The following is a 14,623-nucleotide window of genomic DNA, read 5'->3' as shown; positions in this document are numbered from 1 at the left end:
GGCAGCGCCTACAAGGATTTCGTCACCATGAGTTTTGTTGTACGCCGGGCCCGGCCAAGTGATGCCGCCGCCCTCCCCGCCATCGAACGCTCGGCCGCCGAGCTGTTTCGCCTGGACCCCGGCCTCGCCTGGCTTGCCGAGGCCCCTGTACCCGACGCCGAACAGCACTTGCAGGCAATCTGCAGCGCTTGGGTGTGGGTGGCCGAACTCACTGATCAGCAACTTGGCGGATTTCTGCGGGCGGTGGAAGTCGACAACCAATTGCATATCGAGGAACTGTCCGTCAGCCAACACTTTCAGGGCCAGGGAATCGGGCGCAAGTTGTTGTTGATGGCCATTGAGCACGCTGACCGGCAGCAACTTTGCGCCGTCACGCTGACAACATTTTCTGATCTGCCGTGGAACGCACCGTTTTATCAACGAATGGGCTTTAGCCGGTTAACCCCACAAGCAACACCGGCGCATTTAGTCGATGCATTAAACAGCGACGCAGCTCACGGATTGCCCATTGAACGGCGCTGCGCCATGCATCTTCAATTCAAACCGCAGCCTTGAGATTGACCCCCAGGGCCTGGGCAAACGCTTTGACCAGCGGACTGCGCACCGTGTTGTGACGCAGGATCAGATTGAACGGCGTAACGATGTGAATCCGCTCCGGCAACACCGCACGAAACTGTCCGGCGGCGACCAGTGTTGCGGCGTAATGCTCGGGCAGAAAACCCACGAAACGCCCGGTCTTGATCAGCAATGCCACCGCCTCGACCTGAGTGGCAGAGGCGGAAAAACTGTCGTAGCGCGCATAGTTGAGTTTGTCGCGGTGGATCGCGTAGCGGTGGTTGACGCACTCGTATTCCTGCAGCACATCACCGCTCAATTGCGTCTGCGGCATGTCGAACAGCGGGTGGCCGAGCGCGCAGTAAACTTGCGAGCGTTCCTCGTACAGCGGGTAATAATCAAACTCTTCTCGATGTTGATAAACCGGAACAATGCCGGCCACCAGGCGTCCCTCGACTACACCTCTTTCAACTTCATCCAGTTGTGACGCCTGAAGTTGAAATCTTACTTTCGGCGACTCTTCATTCAGCTTCTTCAACGCTGCAACTAACGGTGAATTAGGATCGCTGATCGTATTGTCGATTACGCCCACCCCCAAGTCCCCGATAAGTTCGTTTTGTGCGGAACTAAGGCGGTCGCGAAAGTTATCGACAGAGGCAAACAGATCAATTGACGCCTGATACACCAGACGCCCTTCTTCGGTCAGGTGAAAGCCCTCGCGCCCACGGGTGCACAAGCGCATGCCGATACGAATTTCCAGGTCGGAAATCTGTTTGCTGATTGCCGCAAGGCCCACGTTCAGCTCATTTTGCGCCGCGCTGAAGCCTCCAGCCTCAACCACCGCCTTGAACACCTTGAGCAGTTTGAAGTCCAGGCCACTCAGCGCCAGCGGCGCGCGATGTGCGGTTTTCGGTGGCGGGTTTCCGGAATTGGAAAGTGGGGTTTCCATAATGCTGATTTACCTCTGGCGCAATGTTCAACAATCTGTGTCCAACAACAAAAACATCGCCGACTAATAATAATGATCACAGAAAACTCGGCTTGGCAACTGCCAGAAAATCCCGAACATCAGTTCCAACTCACTGATCGACAAACATTAAAAGCTGACACTTCGATCAGCTCTCGCGACATTGCAACTGCCCTCTTGAAAACTGCTTGGCCTGAATCCGTCCGCTGATTGTTCAGCCGGAATTCGCAGGTCATGCACACCGATTTCAGTTCGCGTTACCGACGAGGAAAACAACAAATGTCTCAACCCACCGACCGTCTTTGGGGCGCCCGATTCAAGAGCGGCCCGTCCGCTGCCCTGGCGGCGCTGTCCCGTTGCCCCGAGCGCTATTTCCGCCTGACCCCGTACGACCTCGCCGGCTCCAAGGCTCATGCCGGTGAACTGCAACGCGCCGGCCTGCTCACCGAACAGGAAACCCGGACCATGCTCGCCGCGCTGGACGCCATCGGTGCCGACTTCCGCGCCGGCAGCATTGCCCCGACGCTGGATGACGAAGACGTGCACACGTTCATCGAACGCCTGCTCACCGAGCGACTCGGCGCGCTGGGCGGCAAGCTGCGCGCCGGTCGTTCACGCAACGACCAGACGGCCAACGACCTGCGTCTGTTTCTGCGTGACCATGTGCGCACCCTGGCGGTCGAGGTTCTGGCGCTGCAACAGGCGCTGGTGCAGCAGGCCGAGCAGCACGTCGAAAGCATCTGCCCCGGTTTTACTCACTTGCAGCAGGCGCAACCGATCGTTTTTGCCCATCACTTGCTGGCCCACGCGCAATCGATGCTGCGTGATGTCCAGCGTCTGGTCGATTGGGACGTCCGCACCTCGCTGTCGCCACTGGGTGCCGCGGCCATGGCCGGCTCCGCCATCGCTCGCCAGCCGCAGCAATCGGCCAGGGAAATGGGGTATGCCGGGGTCTGCGAGAACTCCATCGACGCCGTCGCCAGCCGTGATCACGTCGCCGAATTCCTGTTCATCGCCAGCATGCTCGGGATCAACATCTCGCGGCTTGCCGAAGAGTTTTGCCTGTGGTCGTCGCGCCAGTTCCGCTGGGTCGACCTGGACGACGCCTATGCAACCGGCAGTTCGATCATGCCGCAGAAGAAAAACCCGGACATCGCCGAACTGGCGCGGGGCAAGGCCGGGCGCTTGATCGGCAACCTGACCGGCCTGCTCTCGACGCTCAAGTCGCTGCCGCTGTCGTACAACCGCGACCTGAGCGAGGACAAGAACGGCGTGCTCGACAGTGTCGACACCTTGCTGCTGGTGCTCCCGGCGATGGCCGGGATGGTCGCGACCATGACCGTCAATGTTGAAGAGCTGCGGCGCCAGGCGCCGCTCGGTTTCACCCTCGCCACCGAAGTCGCCGACTGGCTGGCGGTGCGCGGTGTGCCGTTCAAGGAAGCGCACGAAATCACTGGCGCGCTGGTACAGGCCTGCGAGAAGCACGGCATCGAGTTGTGGGAAGCCACGCCGGCGCTGCTGGCCGAGATCGATCCGCGTCTGAGCGCTGATGTACGCGACAGCCTCACGCTGGAAGCGGCCATTGCCGCGCGCAGTGGCTGGGGCGGGACCGCGCCGCAACAGGTGCGCGAACAGATCGGCCGCTTGAAAACCGCGCTCGCCGCGCAACAGCAATGGACCGAAAACTATCAGGGCTTCCGCCTCTGAAGCCGTCAACGCCAAACCCTGTGGGAGCGAGCCTGCTCGCGATAGCGGTGGGTCAGCCACACCAATGTTGCATGGGCTATCGCAATCGCGAGCAGGCGAAGGCCTACAAGTGGAATGTGTTGGATTTGAAACAACAGTTCGGAGAAACACCATGAGCCAGACTCAGGCAGAGCGACTCCAGGCGGAGCGCAAACTGGCGGAAAACCAGTTCGATATCACCCAATACCAGCATGTGCCACGCCGCTATTACGGACGGATTTTCTTCGCCACGGTGATTGTGATCGCCCTCATCGGGCTGGTGCGCGCCTTCGCCGAAGGCAAGATCGAATGGTCGTACATCGGCCAGTTCCTGACTTCCCAGGCGATCATGTGGGGCCTGTTCAACACCATCATCATGGCCGTATTGGCGATGGCGCTGGGTATCGTGTTCGGGGTGATCACAGCGATCATGCGCATGTCGGCCAATCCGATCCTGCGCTACGTGGCGCTGACCTACACCTGGCTGTTCCGCGGTACACCGCTGATCCTGCAACTGCTGCTGTGGTTCAACCTGGCGCTGATTTTTCCCACCATCGGCATTCCCGGCCTGTTCGAACTCGACACCGTGAGCCTGATGACCCCGTTCGTCGCAGCGCTGCTTGGCCTTAGCATCAACCAGGGCGCCTACACCGCTGAAGTGGTGCGCGCCGGCCTGCTGTCGGTGGACACCGGGCAGTACGAAGCGGCCAAGTCGATCGGCATGCCGCGTCTGCAGGCGCTGCGCCGGATCATCCTGCCGCAGGCCATGCGCATCATTATTCCGCCGGTCGGCAACGAATTCATCGGCATGGTCAAGATGACCTCGCTGGCGAGCGTGATCCAGTACTCGGAACTGCTCTACAACGCCCAGAACATCTACTACGCCAACGCCCGCGTGATGGAGCTGCTGATCGTTGCCGGCATCTGGTACCTGGCCACCGTCACTGTGCTGTCCTTCGGTCAAAGCCGTCTGGAGCGTCGTTTCGCTCGCGGCGCCGGCAAGCGTTCTTGAGGAGTCGAACATGAGAAGCATCGTCAAGGCCGTCAGCCTGAACAAGTATTACGACCAGTACCACGCGCTCAAGGACATCAACATCGAAGTCGAGCAAGGTGAGGTGCTGTGCATCATCGGCCCGTCCGGCTCGGGCAAGAGCACCCTGCTGCGCTGCGTCAACCAGCTGGAAAAGATCGACAAGGGCGGCCTGTGGGTCGACGGCGAACTGGTCGGCTACCGCGTCGTCGGCAACAAGCTGCACGAGCTCAACGAGTCGCAGATCGCCCGCCAGCGCCTGGCCACCGGCATGGTGTTCCAGCGCTTCAACCTGTTCCCGCACATGACTGTGCTGCAAAACATCATCGAAGGCCCGTGCCAGGTGCTCAAGCGCTCCCCCAAGGAAGCGCACGAAGAAGCCCTGGAATTGCTGGCCCGCGTTGGCCTGGCCGACAAGCGTGACAGCTACCCGATCGAACTCTCGGGCGGTCAGCAGCAACGGGTCGCCATCGCCCGCGCACTGGCCATGCGCCCGAAGCTGATGCTGTTCGATGAACCCACTTCGGCACTCGACCCGGAACTGGTCGGTGAGGTGCTGTCGGTGATGCGCGATCTGGCGCAGACCGGCATGACCATGATCGTCGTCACCCATGAACTGGGCTTTGCCCGCGAGGTTTCCAATCGCATGGTGTTCATGGACGGCGGACAGATCGTGGAGGCTGGAAGCCCCGAAGAAATTCTAATAAGTCCGCAAAACCCGCGCACCCAAAGCTTCATTTCTGCCGTTCGAACCTAAGCACCGCTTGGTGCCACAACATGCATAAGAGAACGACCATGAAGAATTTTGTTATCCCCGCTGTACTTGCTTCCGTCATGTCTTGCGGTTTCGCCGTGGCCGCCGAATTGCCGGCCGGCATCAAGGAAAAAGGCGAGATCGTGGTGGCGATCATGCCCAACTATCCGCCGATGGACTTCAAGGACCCGGCCACCAATACCCTCACCGGCCTGGACTATGACCTGGGCAATGCTCTGGCCGAGCGTCTGGGGGTGAAGATCAAATGGCAGGAAACCGGCTTCGAACAAATGATCAACGCGCTGACCACCGACCGCGTCGACCTGGTGCTGTCGGGCATGACCGATACCGCCGAGCGTCAGGCCAGCGTGACCTTCGTCGACTACTTCACCAGTGGCCCGCAGTTCTACACCCTGCAGAAGAACGCGGCGACCAACGAGATCATCGACCTGTGCGGCAAGAAAGTCGGCACCAGCCGGCGCACCACGTTCCCGGCGGAAATCGCCGCGTGGAGCAAGGCCAACTGTGAGGCGGCGGGCAAACCGCCGATCAACGTGATCGGCACCGAGGGCTCGGCCGACGCCCGTGCGCAACTGCGCCAGAGCCGGATCGACGCGGCGATGCAGGGCAGCGAGACCCTGTCGTACCTCAAGACCCAGGAAAAGGACATGTACAAGACGGTCGGCCAGCCGATCACGGTGCAGTTCACCGGGCTGGGCGTGAGCAAGAAAAAGCCTGAGTTGAGCGAAGCGGTGAAAGTCGCGTTGCAAAGCATGGTCGACGACGGCAGCTACAACGCGATCCTGAAGAAGTGGGATCTGGAACTGGGCGCGATCAAGGAAGTGACGATCAACGCCGGCAAGTGATGCTTCGCCATTGATACCCGGCTGCGATCTTTTGATTGATCGTTCCCACGCTCTGCGTGGGAACGCAGCCAAGGACGCTCTGCGTCCCAGATCGCAGCCTTCTCGGTGTTTTCCCATGAGTATCGGAGCGCTGTGATGTCCTCCTCACCCCAACCCACCTGGCCCGGACCCCACAAAGCCTGCCTGGCCCTGGCCTTCGACCTCGACGGCCCGACCGGCGATGCCATGCTCAACGGTTCGATCTGGCACCAGCCGGAATACTTCGGCTTCGGTGGCTACGGCCCTTACCGCGCCCTGCCCCGGCTGCTCGATCTGCTCGACGCGTTTCATCTGCCGACCACGTTCTTCGTCCCGGCCTGGGTCGTGGAAAACTGGCCGAAACAGTGTCAGGCGATTGTCGAGCGCGGGCATGAAGTGGCCTATCACGGCTACAAGCACGAATCCTTCTACGCCCTGACGCTGGAACAACAGCAAGCCGTGATGGCGAAATCCAGGGACGTGTTCTGGCAACACCTGCACATCCGCGCCGAAGGCTTTCGCACGCCCTCCGGCGACTGGCGTGCAGAAACCCCGGCGATGCTCGCTGACGCGGGTGTCATCTATTCAAGCAGCATGCGCGGCGATGATCGCCCCTATCTGGTCAATGTCCCCGGCCATAGCACGCCGCTGGTGGAAATCCCCGGCCGCTGGGAAATGGACGACTATGCCTCCCTCGCCTACACCCGCGCGCCGAATTTTCCTTCAGGCCTGGATCGTACCGCCAGTTACGCACTGACCCTCGACAACTGGCAACGTGAGTACGACGGCGCCATGGACGAAGGCTTGTGCCTGACCACCCTGTTCCACCCGAAAATCACCGGCAAACCGGGACGTATCCTGTTGCTGGAACAACTCTTCGAACACATGCGCCAACGCGATGACGTGTGGTTCGCCACCTGCCGCGATGTCGCCCGCTGGTGGCTGAAGGAGCATCACCATGGCTGATTACGACGCTTCACCCAATCAAGTCTGGCCCAACGGCAAGCGCTGCGCGGTGGTGCTGACCGTCGACTACAACGACATTCACGGCATCCTGACCCAGGCCCCGGAAGTGGCCGGGCGCGACAAGACCCTGTCGGTCTGGCGCTACGGCACGCAGCGCGGGGTCGAGCGTTTACTCGGATTATTCAGGGAACTGGGCGTGACCAGCAGTTGGTTCGTCCCGGGTATCGTCGCCGAAGAAAACCCGCAACACATCGCCGCGATTCAGGCGGGCGGCCATGAAATCGCCTGCGCCGGCTATCGGCATCAGGACTACGACCACCTCGACCTCGCGGCACAAACTGCTGAAGTCGCCAAAGGCATCGCCGCGCTCCAGGCCCTGACCGGCGAACGTCCGCGCGGTTTTCGCGTTCCGGCCGGGAATGGCGCGCCCGGGTTCATCGAAGCCTTGCGCGAACACGGTATTGGCTGGTCGTCTTCGTGGCGCGGTGACGACTTGCCGTTTGCTCATCCGACTGCCCCGGAGGTCATCGAGCTGCCGCTGCATTATGAACTGGAAGACGAGCCGTACTTCGCCTTCAACCTGAGCCCGGCAGTGCCGCCGGCGCAATCACGCATCGCCTCCTACAGCCACACCTTGGGCAACCTGCAGATGGACTTCGCCGGGTTTCACCGTTTCGGTCTGTGTTACCTGCTGCGCCTGCACCCGGAAATCATCGCCACTGCGGGGCGCATCGGCGTGTTGCGCGAATTGCTGCAGGGCATTCAAAAGCATGACGATGTGTGGATCGCCAGCGGCGCCGAGATTGCGCAGTGGTGGGCGCAATCGGCGCAGGCAATCGACGCCGATCATCCGGCGTCGGTCTATGAACGGCATTATCGGGATTACCTCGTATGACCCGGCACATCCTCGACAGCGTTGACATGACCTTTGTGGGCACTGTAGATCCTTGTGTGAGCTGGCTTGCCAGCGATGGAAGCGACACCCTGCCCAGCCGAATGAAAAACAACTGAATAAGGACATTCGCCCCACCGTGGCCACCTACTCGCTCGTTATCCGCCGCCTGATGATCGTCTCGCTGACAATTGTGGTCAGCCGCGCCATCACCAGTCCGCTGCTCACCCTGTTCCTGAGCAACAAACTTGGCCTCAATCAGCAGGATGTCGGCCTGTTGCTGGGCATCGCGGTGTTCATCGCGACCCTGCTCGCGCTGTATGGCGGCTACATCATCGATCGTCTGGAAAAGCGCCGGTTGCTGATTCTCGCCATGCTGTCCAGCGCCGTGGGATTTGTCCTGCTGACCTTCGCCCAGAATCTTTACCTGACCACCGTCACCCTGATCATCACCGAAACCGCGTCGGCGTTGTTCCTTATCGGCTCCAAGGCGATCCTCAGTGAAAACCTGCCCATGAGTCAGCGGGCCAAGGCGTTTTCCCTGCGCTATACACTGACCAATATCGGTTACGCCACCGGGCCGATGCTCGGCGTGGTGATTGCCGGGGTCTATCCGATTGCGCCGTTCCTGATCGCCGCCGCGATCGCCTTTGGCAGCGTGTTCCTGATGAGCGGGATTCCCAGGGATTCCAACCCGGTGACCGCCATTGGCCAACCGCAGAGCTTTCTGAAAACCCTGATCACCCTGAAAAACGACCGCACGCTGATCATGTTCACCTGCGGTTGCCTGCTCAGCACCGTGGTGCACGGGCGCTTCACCCTGTACCTGTCGCAATACCTGTTGGTGACCGAAGATTCGAAGAACGCCCTGCAGACCATGGCGGCCCTGCTTGCCTGCAACGCGATCACGGTGATCCTGCTGCAATACCAGATCGGGCGCTTTCTCAGTCGCGAGAAGTTGCGCTACTGGATCGCTGCCGGCACCAGTCTGTTCATCCTGGGCTTGATCGGTTTCAGTCTGTCCAACAGCCTGCTCACCTGGTGCATTGCAATGTTCATTTTCACCCTTGGCGAAATGATCATTTATCCCTCGGAGTTTTTGTTCGTCGACACCCTGGCCCCAGAAGAACTGCGCGGCAGCTATTACGGGGCGCAGAATCTGGCGGCGCTGGGCGGTGCGCTAAGTCCGGTGATCTGTGGTTTTTTGCTGATGCACACCCCGGCACCGACGATGTTCTATGCATTGAGCGGATTGACCGCGATGGGTGGGTTTTTGTGCTTCATGAGCGGAAGACGCGCAGCATTAGCATCAAAAATAATGCACTGAAGCAGCATTAATATGAATTTGTCAGCATCGAGTTTGCACGGCACACTGTGCGCGTTCCTCCCCCAATAGTTGGAACACTTCGAGGACTTTCCGAAACGGACAAGTCCTTTTTTTTGCCCCGAATTTACCGCAAGGACCCGATTCACATGCTCGCTCGCTGGTTGCCCGCCGCTATCAACACCCGCCCCACCGAATGGAGCCGCGCCGCCATCGGCATGGCGCTGGGCACCTTGTTCAGCGTCTGGGCGTGCAGTCAGGTGTTCGGCATCGAGGTTGCGTACCACCTGATCGGGCCTTTGGGCGCCTCAGCCGTGTTGCTGTTTGCCGTGTCTTCTGGCGCCCTCGCTCAGCCCTGGTCGATCATCGGCGGCTACCTGTGCGCCAGCGTTGTCGCGTTGCTGGTGGCCCACGTGCTGGGCCGAACGCTGGGCAGTGCGTGCATGGCGGCAGGCATGGCGCTGATCCTGATGTGCTGGTTGCGCTGCCTGCACCCACCCGCCGGTGCGCTCGCGCTGACGCTGGTGCTGGCCGATCCCGCCACCCTCGCTCTCGACTGGAAAGCCATGGAGCCAGTGATGCTCGCCGCCGCGTGCATGCTGCTCAGCGCGTTGGCCTACAACAACCTGACGCGCATCCGCTACCCGAAACGCCCGGCCGAGCCAGCGCCGGCATTGGAACCGGTGGATACTCAGGCGATCACTGCCGCTGACTTGAAACTGGCCCTGGCTGACATGGAAGCGTTTATCGATGTCACCCCTGAAGATCTCGAACAACTGATTCATGCCAGCGAACTGCACGCCAAACGGCGCAGCATCGGTGAAGTTTTCACCCGATAAGCACCTGAATCTCTGTGGCGAGGGAGCTTGCTCCCGCTCGGCTGCGCAGCAGTCGTAAACCCTCGGTGTCGGGCCGCTTCGCAGCCCGGCGGGAGCAAGCTCCCTCGCCACAAAGGCAATCCGCAACCTGCTGCAAAAACGCAAACTCCCCCTGCACATATCCCGGTTGTACATGGCAAATTTGCACTGTTACGATCCGTCAACGCTCGCGCGCGAGCTTCTCGAATAAAGACAATAAAAGCAGGGAGTTAGTGATGACTGCTCAGGCTTCATCCCCGCGGACAACGTCCATGGATGCCACGCAAAACCAAGTGCTGGCCGAGGTTCGCAATCACATCGGTCACCTGACCCTCAATCGCCCCGCCGGTCTCAACGCCATTACCCTCGACATGGTTCGTCAGTTGCAGCGCCAACTCGACGCTTGGGCCGCTGACGCCAGTGTGCACGCCGTGGTGTTGCGCGGTGCCGGGGAAAAGGCTTTCTGCGCCGGCGGCGATATCCGTTCGCTGTACGACAGCTTCAAAAACGGTGACACGCTGCACGAAGATTTCTTCGTCGAGGAATACGCCCTCGACCTGACGATTCATCACTACCGCAAACCGGTGCTGGCGTTGATGGACGGTTTCGTCCTCGGCGGCGGCATGGGCCTGGTGCAGGGTGCGGATCTGCGGGTGGTGACCGAGAAGAGTCGTCTGGCAATGCCGGAAGTGGCCATCGGTTATTTCCCGGATGTCGGCGGCAGCTATTTCCTCTCGCGGATTCCCGGCGAACTGGGGATTTATCTGGGCGTCAGTGGCGTGCAGATTCGTGCGGCCGATGCGCTGTATTGCGGGCTGGCCGACTGGTACGTCGACAGCAGCAAACTGCCGAGCCTGGACGAGCAACTCGATCACCTGGAATGGCACGACACGCCGCTCAAGGACCTGCAGAGCCTGCTCGCCAAAAACGGCGTGCAAACCTTGGCCGATGCGCCGCTGGAGACACTGCGTCCGGCCATCGACCACTTCTTCGCCCTGCCGGACGTGCCGAGCATCGTCGAGCAGCTGCGCGCGGTGACGGTTGCCGACAGCCATGCGTGGGCGACGGCCACCGCCGACCTGCTGCAGACCCGCTCGCCGCTGGCGATGGCGGTGACCCTGGAAATGCTCCGGCGCGGCCGCCAGTTGAGCCTGGAATATTGCTTTGCCCTCGAACTGCATCTGGACCGCCAGTGGTTCGAGCGCGGCGACCTGATCGAAGGCGTGCGCGCCCTGCTGATCGACAAAGACAAGACACCACGCTGGAACCCGCCGACCCTCGCTGCGCTGGACGCCGGGCACATCGCAAGTTTTTTCCACGGTTTTGCTGAGAGCGGGAACTGAGCCATGCACGATCTCGAACTGACTGAAGAACAAGTGATGATCCGCGACATGGCCCGGGACTTTGCCCGTGGCGAAATCGCGCCCCACGCGCAAGCATGGGAAAAGGCCGGCTGGATCGACGATGGCCTGGTGGCGAAGATGGGCGAACTGGGCCTGCTGGGCATGGTGGTGCCCGAGGAATGGGGCGGCACTTACGTCGATTACGTCGCGTACGCCTTGGCGGTGGAAGAGATTTCTGCCGGCGACGGCGCGACCGGCGCGTTCATGAGCATCCACAACTCGGTGGGTTGCGGCCCGGTCATGAACTACGGCAGCGAAGAGCAAAAACGGACCTGGCTGGCCGACCTTGCCAGCGGTCAGGTGATCGGCTGCTTTTGCCTGACCGAACCGCAGGCCGGTTCCGAAGCGCACAACCTGCGCACTCGCGCCGAACTGCGCGACGGCCAATGGGTGATCAACGGCGCCAAGCAATTCGTCAGCAACGGCAAACGGGCGAAACTGGCGATCGTGTTTGCAGTAACCGACCCGGACCTGGGCAAGAAAGGCATTTCCGCGTTCCTGGTGCCCACCGATACGCCGGGCTTCATCGTCGATCGCACCGAACACAAGATGGGCATCCGCGCCTCCGACACCTGTGCAGTGACGCTCAACAACTGCAGCATTCCCGAGGCCAACCTGCTCGGCGAGCGCGGCAAAGGCCTGGCGATTGCCCTGTCCAACCTCGAAGGCGGCCGCATCGGCATCGCCGCGCAAGCGTTGGGCATCGCCCGGGCGGCATTTGAAGCGGCGCTGATGTATTCCCGCGATCGCATCCAGTTCGGCAAGCCGATCAATGAGCACCAGAGCATCGCCAACCTGCTGGCCGACATGCACATGCAAATCAACGCCGCGCGCTTGATGATCCTCCACGCAGCGCGCCTGCGCACGGCGGGCAAACCGTGCCTGTCGGAAGCTTCACAGGCCAAGCTGTTCGCGTCGGAGATGGCCGAGAAAGTCTGCTCCTCGGCGATTCAGATTCATGGCGGGTATGGCTATCTGGAGGACTATCCGGTCGAGAAGTATTACCGCGATGCGCGGATTACCCAGATCTATGAAGGCTCGAGCGAGATTCAGCGGATGGTGATTGCGCGGGAGCTGAAGAACTACTCGCTGTAAAAGCAAAAGATCGCAGCCTTCGGCAGCGCCTACACTGTTTTCCTGTAGGAGCTGCCGAAGGCTGCGATCTTTTGATGTTGCCTCACTAGCTTCGCAAGCAAGCCCGCGATGGTGTCAGTGAGAAAGCAGTATTACTTGCCGGTAAACTCCGGCGCCCGCTTCGCCACAAACGCCGCCATCCCTTCCTTCTGATCCTGGGTGGCAAACGCCGCATGGAACACCCGGCGCTCGAAGCGCACGCCTTCAGTCAAATTGACCTCAAAGGCGCGGTTGACGCTTTCCTTGACCATCATCGCAATCGGCAGCGATTTGCTGGCGATCACCGCCGCGACTTTCAGCGCTTCGTCGAGCAACTCATCACTCGGCACGATCCGCGCGACGATGCCACAGCGCTCGGCTTCCACCGCATCGATCAGGCGCCCGCTCAGGCACATCTCCATGGCCTTGGCCTTGCCCACGGCGCGGGTCAGGCGTTGGGTGCCGCCCATGCCCGGGAGCACGCCGAGGTTGATTTCCGGTTGACCGAATCTGGCATTGTCGCCGGCCAGAATGAAGTCGCACATCAGCGCCAGTTCACAGCCGCCACCGAGGGCGAAGCCGTTGACCGCGGCGATGATCGGCTTGCGCCGGTTGGCGACACGGTCGCTGTCGCTGAACAGGTCGTCCATGTAGATCTGCGGATAGGTCAGCTCGGCCATTTCCTTGATGTCGGCACCGGCGGCGAAGGCTTTTTTCGAACCGGTGATGACGATGCAGCCGATGTTCGCATCCGCTTCCAGACCATCGAGGGCGTGGTTCACTTCGCTGACCAGTTGCGCGTTCAACGCGTTCAGTGCCTGCGGGCGGTTGAGGGTGATCAGGCCGACGCGGCCATGGTGTTCCAGCAGAATCGTTTCGTAAGTCATGGGCAAAATTCCTTGTCAGAGATTGCGCGAAATAACCATGCGCTGAATGTCGCTGGTGCCTTCGTAGATCTGGCAGACGCGCACGTCGCGGTAGATGCGTTCCAGCGGGAAGTCGTTGAGGTAACCGTAACCGCCCAGCGTCTGCAACGCCATCGAGCAAACTTTCTCGGCCATTTCCGAGGCGAACAGTTTCGCCATCGAAGCCTCGACCAGCGCTGGCTGCCCGCTGTCCCGCAGGGCGGCGGCGTAATGCACCATCTGCCGGGCGACGGCGATCTGCGTGGCCATGTCGGCGAGGCGGAACGCCACGGCCTGGTGCTCGATGATCGGTTTGCCAAAGGTGTCGCGCTCACGGGCGTAATCGCGCGCCGCTTCGAACGCGGCACGGGCCATGCCCACCGCTTGCGAAGCGATGCCGACGCGGCCACCTTCAAGGTTGGCCAGGGCAATCTTGTAGCCCTCGCCCTCTTCGCCCAGACGATTGGCGACCGGCACTTTCACGTCTTCAAAGAGGATCTGGCAGGTGTCCGACGCGTGCTGGCCGAGTTTGTCTTCGACCCGGGCGACTTTATAGCCCGGCGAATCGGTGGGCACGATGAACGCCGTAATGCCGCGCTTGCCGGCACTCGGGTCGGTCACTGCAAACACGATCACGATCCCGGCATTCTGCCCAGAGGTGATGAACTGTTTGCAGCCGTTGAGCACGTAGTGATCGCCGTCCAGCCGTGCGCGGGTTTTCAGGCTGCTGGCGTCGGAACCGGCCTGCGGTTCGGTCAGGGCGAACGCGCCGAGCATGGCGCCGCTGGCCAGCGGCTTGAGGAAACGTTCGCGCTGGTCATCGTTGCCGAACTTGAGGATCGGCACGCAACCCACCGAGTTGTGCACGCTCATGATGGTCGAGCAGGCGCCGTCGCCGGCGGCGATTTCTTCCAGGGCCATGGCGTACGCGAGGTAGCCGGTGTCACAGCCGCCCCACTGCTCGGGCACGAGCATGCCGAAAAAGCCCAGCTCGGCCATCTCGCCGATGGCTTCCTTGGGGAAACGGTGCTCACGATCCCACTCGGCGGCGAACGGCTTCAGCCGTTCCTCGGCGAACTGCCGGGCCATGTCGCGGATCTGGGTTTGGTCTTCGTTGGGAATCATGGTGAATCCTTAAATGTCAGTCGCACCGCCAACCCCTGTAGGAGTGAGCCTGCTCGCGATGGCGGTGGGTCATATAAATCAGTGTTGACTGACTCGACGCCATCGCGAGCAGGCTCACTCCTA

General features: G+C 61.0%; 14 protein-coding genes. 11 read left to right on the top strand and 3 right to left on the bottom strand.

The genetic code is table 11. From position 1 onward, the window contains the following. Positions 1-27 precede the first annotated feature (27 nt). Positions 28-555 carry a GNAT family N-acetyltransferase gene (locus tag J5M57_RS08510; protein ID WP_207850042.1) on the top strand — a complete coding sequence of 176 codons (528 nt, stop codon included), beginning with the start codon at positions 28-30 and terminating at the stop codon, positions 553-555. Here J5M57_RS08510 and J5M57_RS08505 read toward each other — a convergent pair. After that, positions 539-1,504 (bottom strand): LysR family transcriptional regulator, encoded by a 966-nt coding sequence (locus tag J5M57_RS08505; RefSeq protein WP_207850043.1) that lies wholly within the window; start codon positions 1,502-1,504, stop codon positions 539-541. The genes J5M57_RS08510 and J5M57_RS08505 overlap by 17 nt on opposite strands. A gap of 297 nt (positions 1,505-1,801) precedes the next feature. On the opposite strand from J5M57_RS08505, the gene argH reads away from it, so the two are divergent. The 10 genes from argH to J5M57_RS08455 all read left to right on the top strand — a co-directional run bounded on the left by argH (position 1,802) and on the right by J5M57_RS08455 (position 12,452). After that, positions 1,802-3,229 carry an argininosuccinate lyase gene (gene argH, locus J5M57_RS08500; RefSeq protein WP_169841749.1) on the top strand — a complete coding sequence of 476 codons (1,428 nt, stop codon included), beginning with the start codon at positions 1,802-1,804 and terminating at the stop codon, positions 3,227-3,229. 151 nt (positions 3,230-3,380) lie between these two features. Then, positions 3,381-4,259 carry an amino acid ABC transporter permease gene (locus tag J5M57_RS08495; RefSeq protein ID WP_064587501.1) on the top strand — a complete coding sequence of 293 codons (879 nt, stop codon included), beginning with the start codon at positions 3,381-3,383 and terminating at the stop codon, positions 4,257-4,259. A 10-nt stretch (positions 4,260-4,269) separates the two neighbouring features. Next, on the top strand, positions 4,270-5,034 hold the full coding sequence (locus J5M57_RS08490) for an amino acid ABC transporter ATP-binding protein (RefSeq protein ID WP_064587499.1): 765 nt from the start codon (positions 4,270-4,272) through the stop codon (positions 5,032-5,034). 38 nt (positions 5,035-5,072) lie between these two features. After that, complete coding sequence (locus tag J5M57_RS08485) at positions 5,073-5,897, top strand: ABC transporter substrate-binding protein (RefSeq protein WP_064587497.1); 825 nt, start codon at positions 5,073-5,075, stop codon at positions 5,895-5,897. Between the two features lie 135 nt (positions 5,898-6,032). Beyond that, positions 6,033-6,881 carry a polysaccharide deacetylase gene (locus J5M57_RS08480; protein WP_169841751.1) on the top strand — a complete coding sequence of 283 codons (849 nt, stop codon included), beginning with the start codon at positions 6,033-6,035 and terminating at the stop codon, positions 6,879-6,881. Beyond that, on the top strand, positions 6,874-7,776 hold the full coding sequence (locus J5M57_RS08475) for a polysaccharide deacetylase (RefSeq protein WP_207850044.1): 903 nt from the start codon (positions 6,874-6,876) through the stop codon (positions 7,774-7,776). The genes J5M57_RS08480 and J5M57_RS08475 overlap by 8 nt, the downstream gene beginning before the upstream one ends. 124 nt (positions 7,777-7,900) lie before the next feature. After that, on the top strand, positions 7,901-9,100 hold the full coding sequence (locus J5M57_RS08470; protein WP_207850049.1) for an MFS transporter: 1,200 nt from the start codon (positions 7,901-7,903) through the stop codon (positions 9,098-9,100). Positions 9,101-9,246: 146 nt separating this feature from the next. Next, on the top strand, positions 9,247-9,936 hold the full coding sequence (locus tag J5M57_RS08465; RefSeq protein WP_207850045.1) for an HPP family protein: 690 nt from the start codon (positions 9,247-9,249) through the stop codon (positions 9,934-9,936). 254 nt (positions 9,937-10,190) lie between these two features. Continuing rightward, positions 10,191-11,297, top strand: coding sequence for an enoyl-CoA hydratase/isomerase family protein (locus tag J5M57_RS08460; RefSeq protein ID WP_207850046.1), 1,107 nt, complete (start codon positions 10,191-10,193; stop codon positions 11,295-11,297). 3 nt (positions 11,298-11,300) lie between these two features. Next, on the top strand, positions 11,301-12,452 hold the full coding sequence (locus J5M57_RS08455) for an acyl-CoA dehydrogenase family protein (RefSeq protein ID WP_207871961.1): 1,152 nt from the start codon (positions 11,301-11,303) through the stop codon (positions 12,450-12,452). A gap of 131 nt (positions 12,453-12,583) precedes the next feature. Here J5M57_RS08455 and J5M57_RS08450 read toward each other — a convergent pair whose 3' ends face one another. Together J5M57_RS08450 and J5M57_RS08445 are read right to left on the bottom strand one after the other, a co-directional pair. Beyond that, the gene (locus J5M57_RS08450; protein ID WP_064587483.1) at positions 12,584-13,357 is read right to left on the bottom strand and encodes an enoyl-CoA hydratase; all 774 of its coding nucleotides are present in this window, start codon (positions 13,355-13,357) and stop codon (positions 12,584-12,586) included. A gap of 15 nt (positions 13,358-13,372) precedes the next feature. After that, complete coding sequence (locus J5M57_RS08445) at positions 13,373-14,500, bottom strand: acyl-CoA dehydrogenase (RefSeq protein WP_083369153.1); 1,128 nt, start codon at positions 14,498-14,500, stop codon at positions 13,373-13,375. Between the last annotated feature and the right edge of the window lie 123 nt (positions 14,501-14,623).

The sequence above is a fragment of the Pseudomonas sp. 86_A genome (assembly GCF_017491705.1).
GTDB lineage: Bacteria > Pseudomonadota > Gammaproteobacteria > Pseudomonadales > Pseudomonadaceae > Aquipseudomonas > Aquipseudomonas koreensis.
The sequence above is the reverse complement of the archived record's forward strand: the minus strand, read 5'-3'. Positions and strand labels throughout refer to the sequence as shown.

What these genes read in the sequence shown, in the direction of transcription:
- J5M57_RS08510 (WP_207850042.1), top strand. Translation starts at nt 28, where the DNA reads ATGAGTTTTGTTGTACGCCGGGCCCGGCCAAGTGATGCCGCCGCCCTC.
- J5M57_RS08505 (WP_207850043.1), bottom strand. Translation starts at nt 1,504, where the DNA reads ATGGAAACCCCACTTTCCAATTCCGGAAACCCGCCACCGAAAACCGCA.
- argH (WP_169841749.1), top strand. Translation starts at nt 1,802, where the DNA reads ATGTCTCAACCCACCGACCGTCTTTGGGGCGCCCGATTCAAGAGCGGC.
- J5M57_RS08495 (WP_064587501.1), top strand. Translation starts at nt 3,381, where the DNA reads ATGAGCCAGACTCAGGCAGAGCGACTCCAGGCGGAGCGCAAACTGGCG.
- J5M57_RS08490 (WP_064587499.1), top strand. Translation starts at nt 4,270, where the DNA reads ATGAGAAGCATCGTCAAGGCCGTCAGCCTGAACAAGTATTACGACCAG.
- J5M57_RS08485 (WP_064587497.1), top strand. Translation starts at nt 5,073, where the DNA reads ATGAAGAATTTTGTTATCCCCGCTGTACTTGCTTCCGTCATGTCTTGC.
- J5M57_RS08480 (WP_169841751.1), top strand. Translation starts at nt 6,033, where the DNA reads ATGTCCTCCTCACCCCAACCCACCTGGCCCGGACCCCACAAAGCCTGC.
- J5M57_RS08475 (WP_207850044.1), top strand. Translation starts at nt 6,874, where the DNA reads ATGGCTGATTACGACGCTTCACCCAATCAAGTCTGGCCCAACGGCAAG.
- J5M57_RS08465 (WP_207850045.1), top strand. Translation starts at nt 9,247, where the DNA reads ATGCTCGCTCGCTGGTTGCCCGCCGCTATCAACACCCGCCCCACCGAA.
- J5M57_RS08460 (WP_207850046.1), top strand. Translation starts at nt 10,191, where the DNA reads ATGACTGCTCAGGCTTCATCCCCGCGGACAACGTCCATGGATGCCACG.
- J5M57_RS08455 (WP_207871961.1), top strand. Translation starts at nt 11,301, where the DNA reads ATGCACGATCTCGAACTGACTGAAGAACAAGTGATGATCCGCGACATG.
- J5M57_RS08450 (WP_064587483.1), bottom strand. Translation starts at nt 13,357, where the DNA reads ATGACTTACGAAACGATTCTGCTGGAACACCATGGCCGCGTCGGCCTG.
- J5M57_RS08445 (WP_083369153.1), bottom strand. Translation starts at nt 14,500, where the DNA reads ATGATTCCCAACGAAGACCAAACCCAGATCCGCGACATGGCCCGGCAG.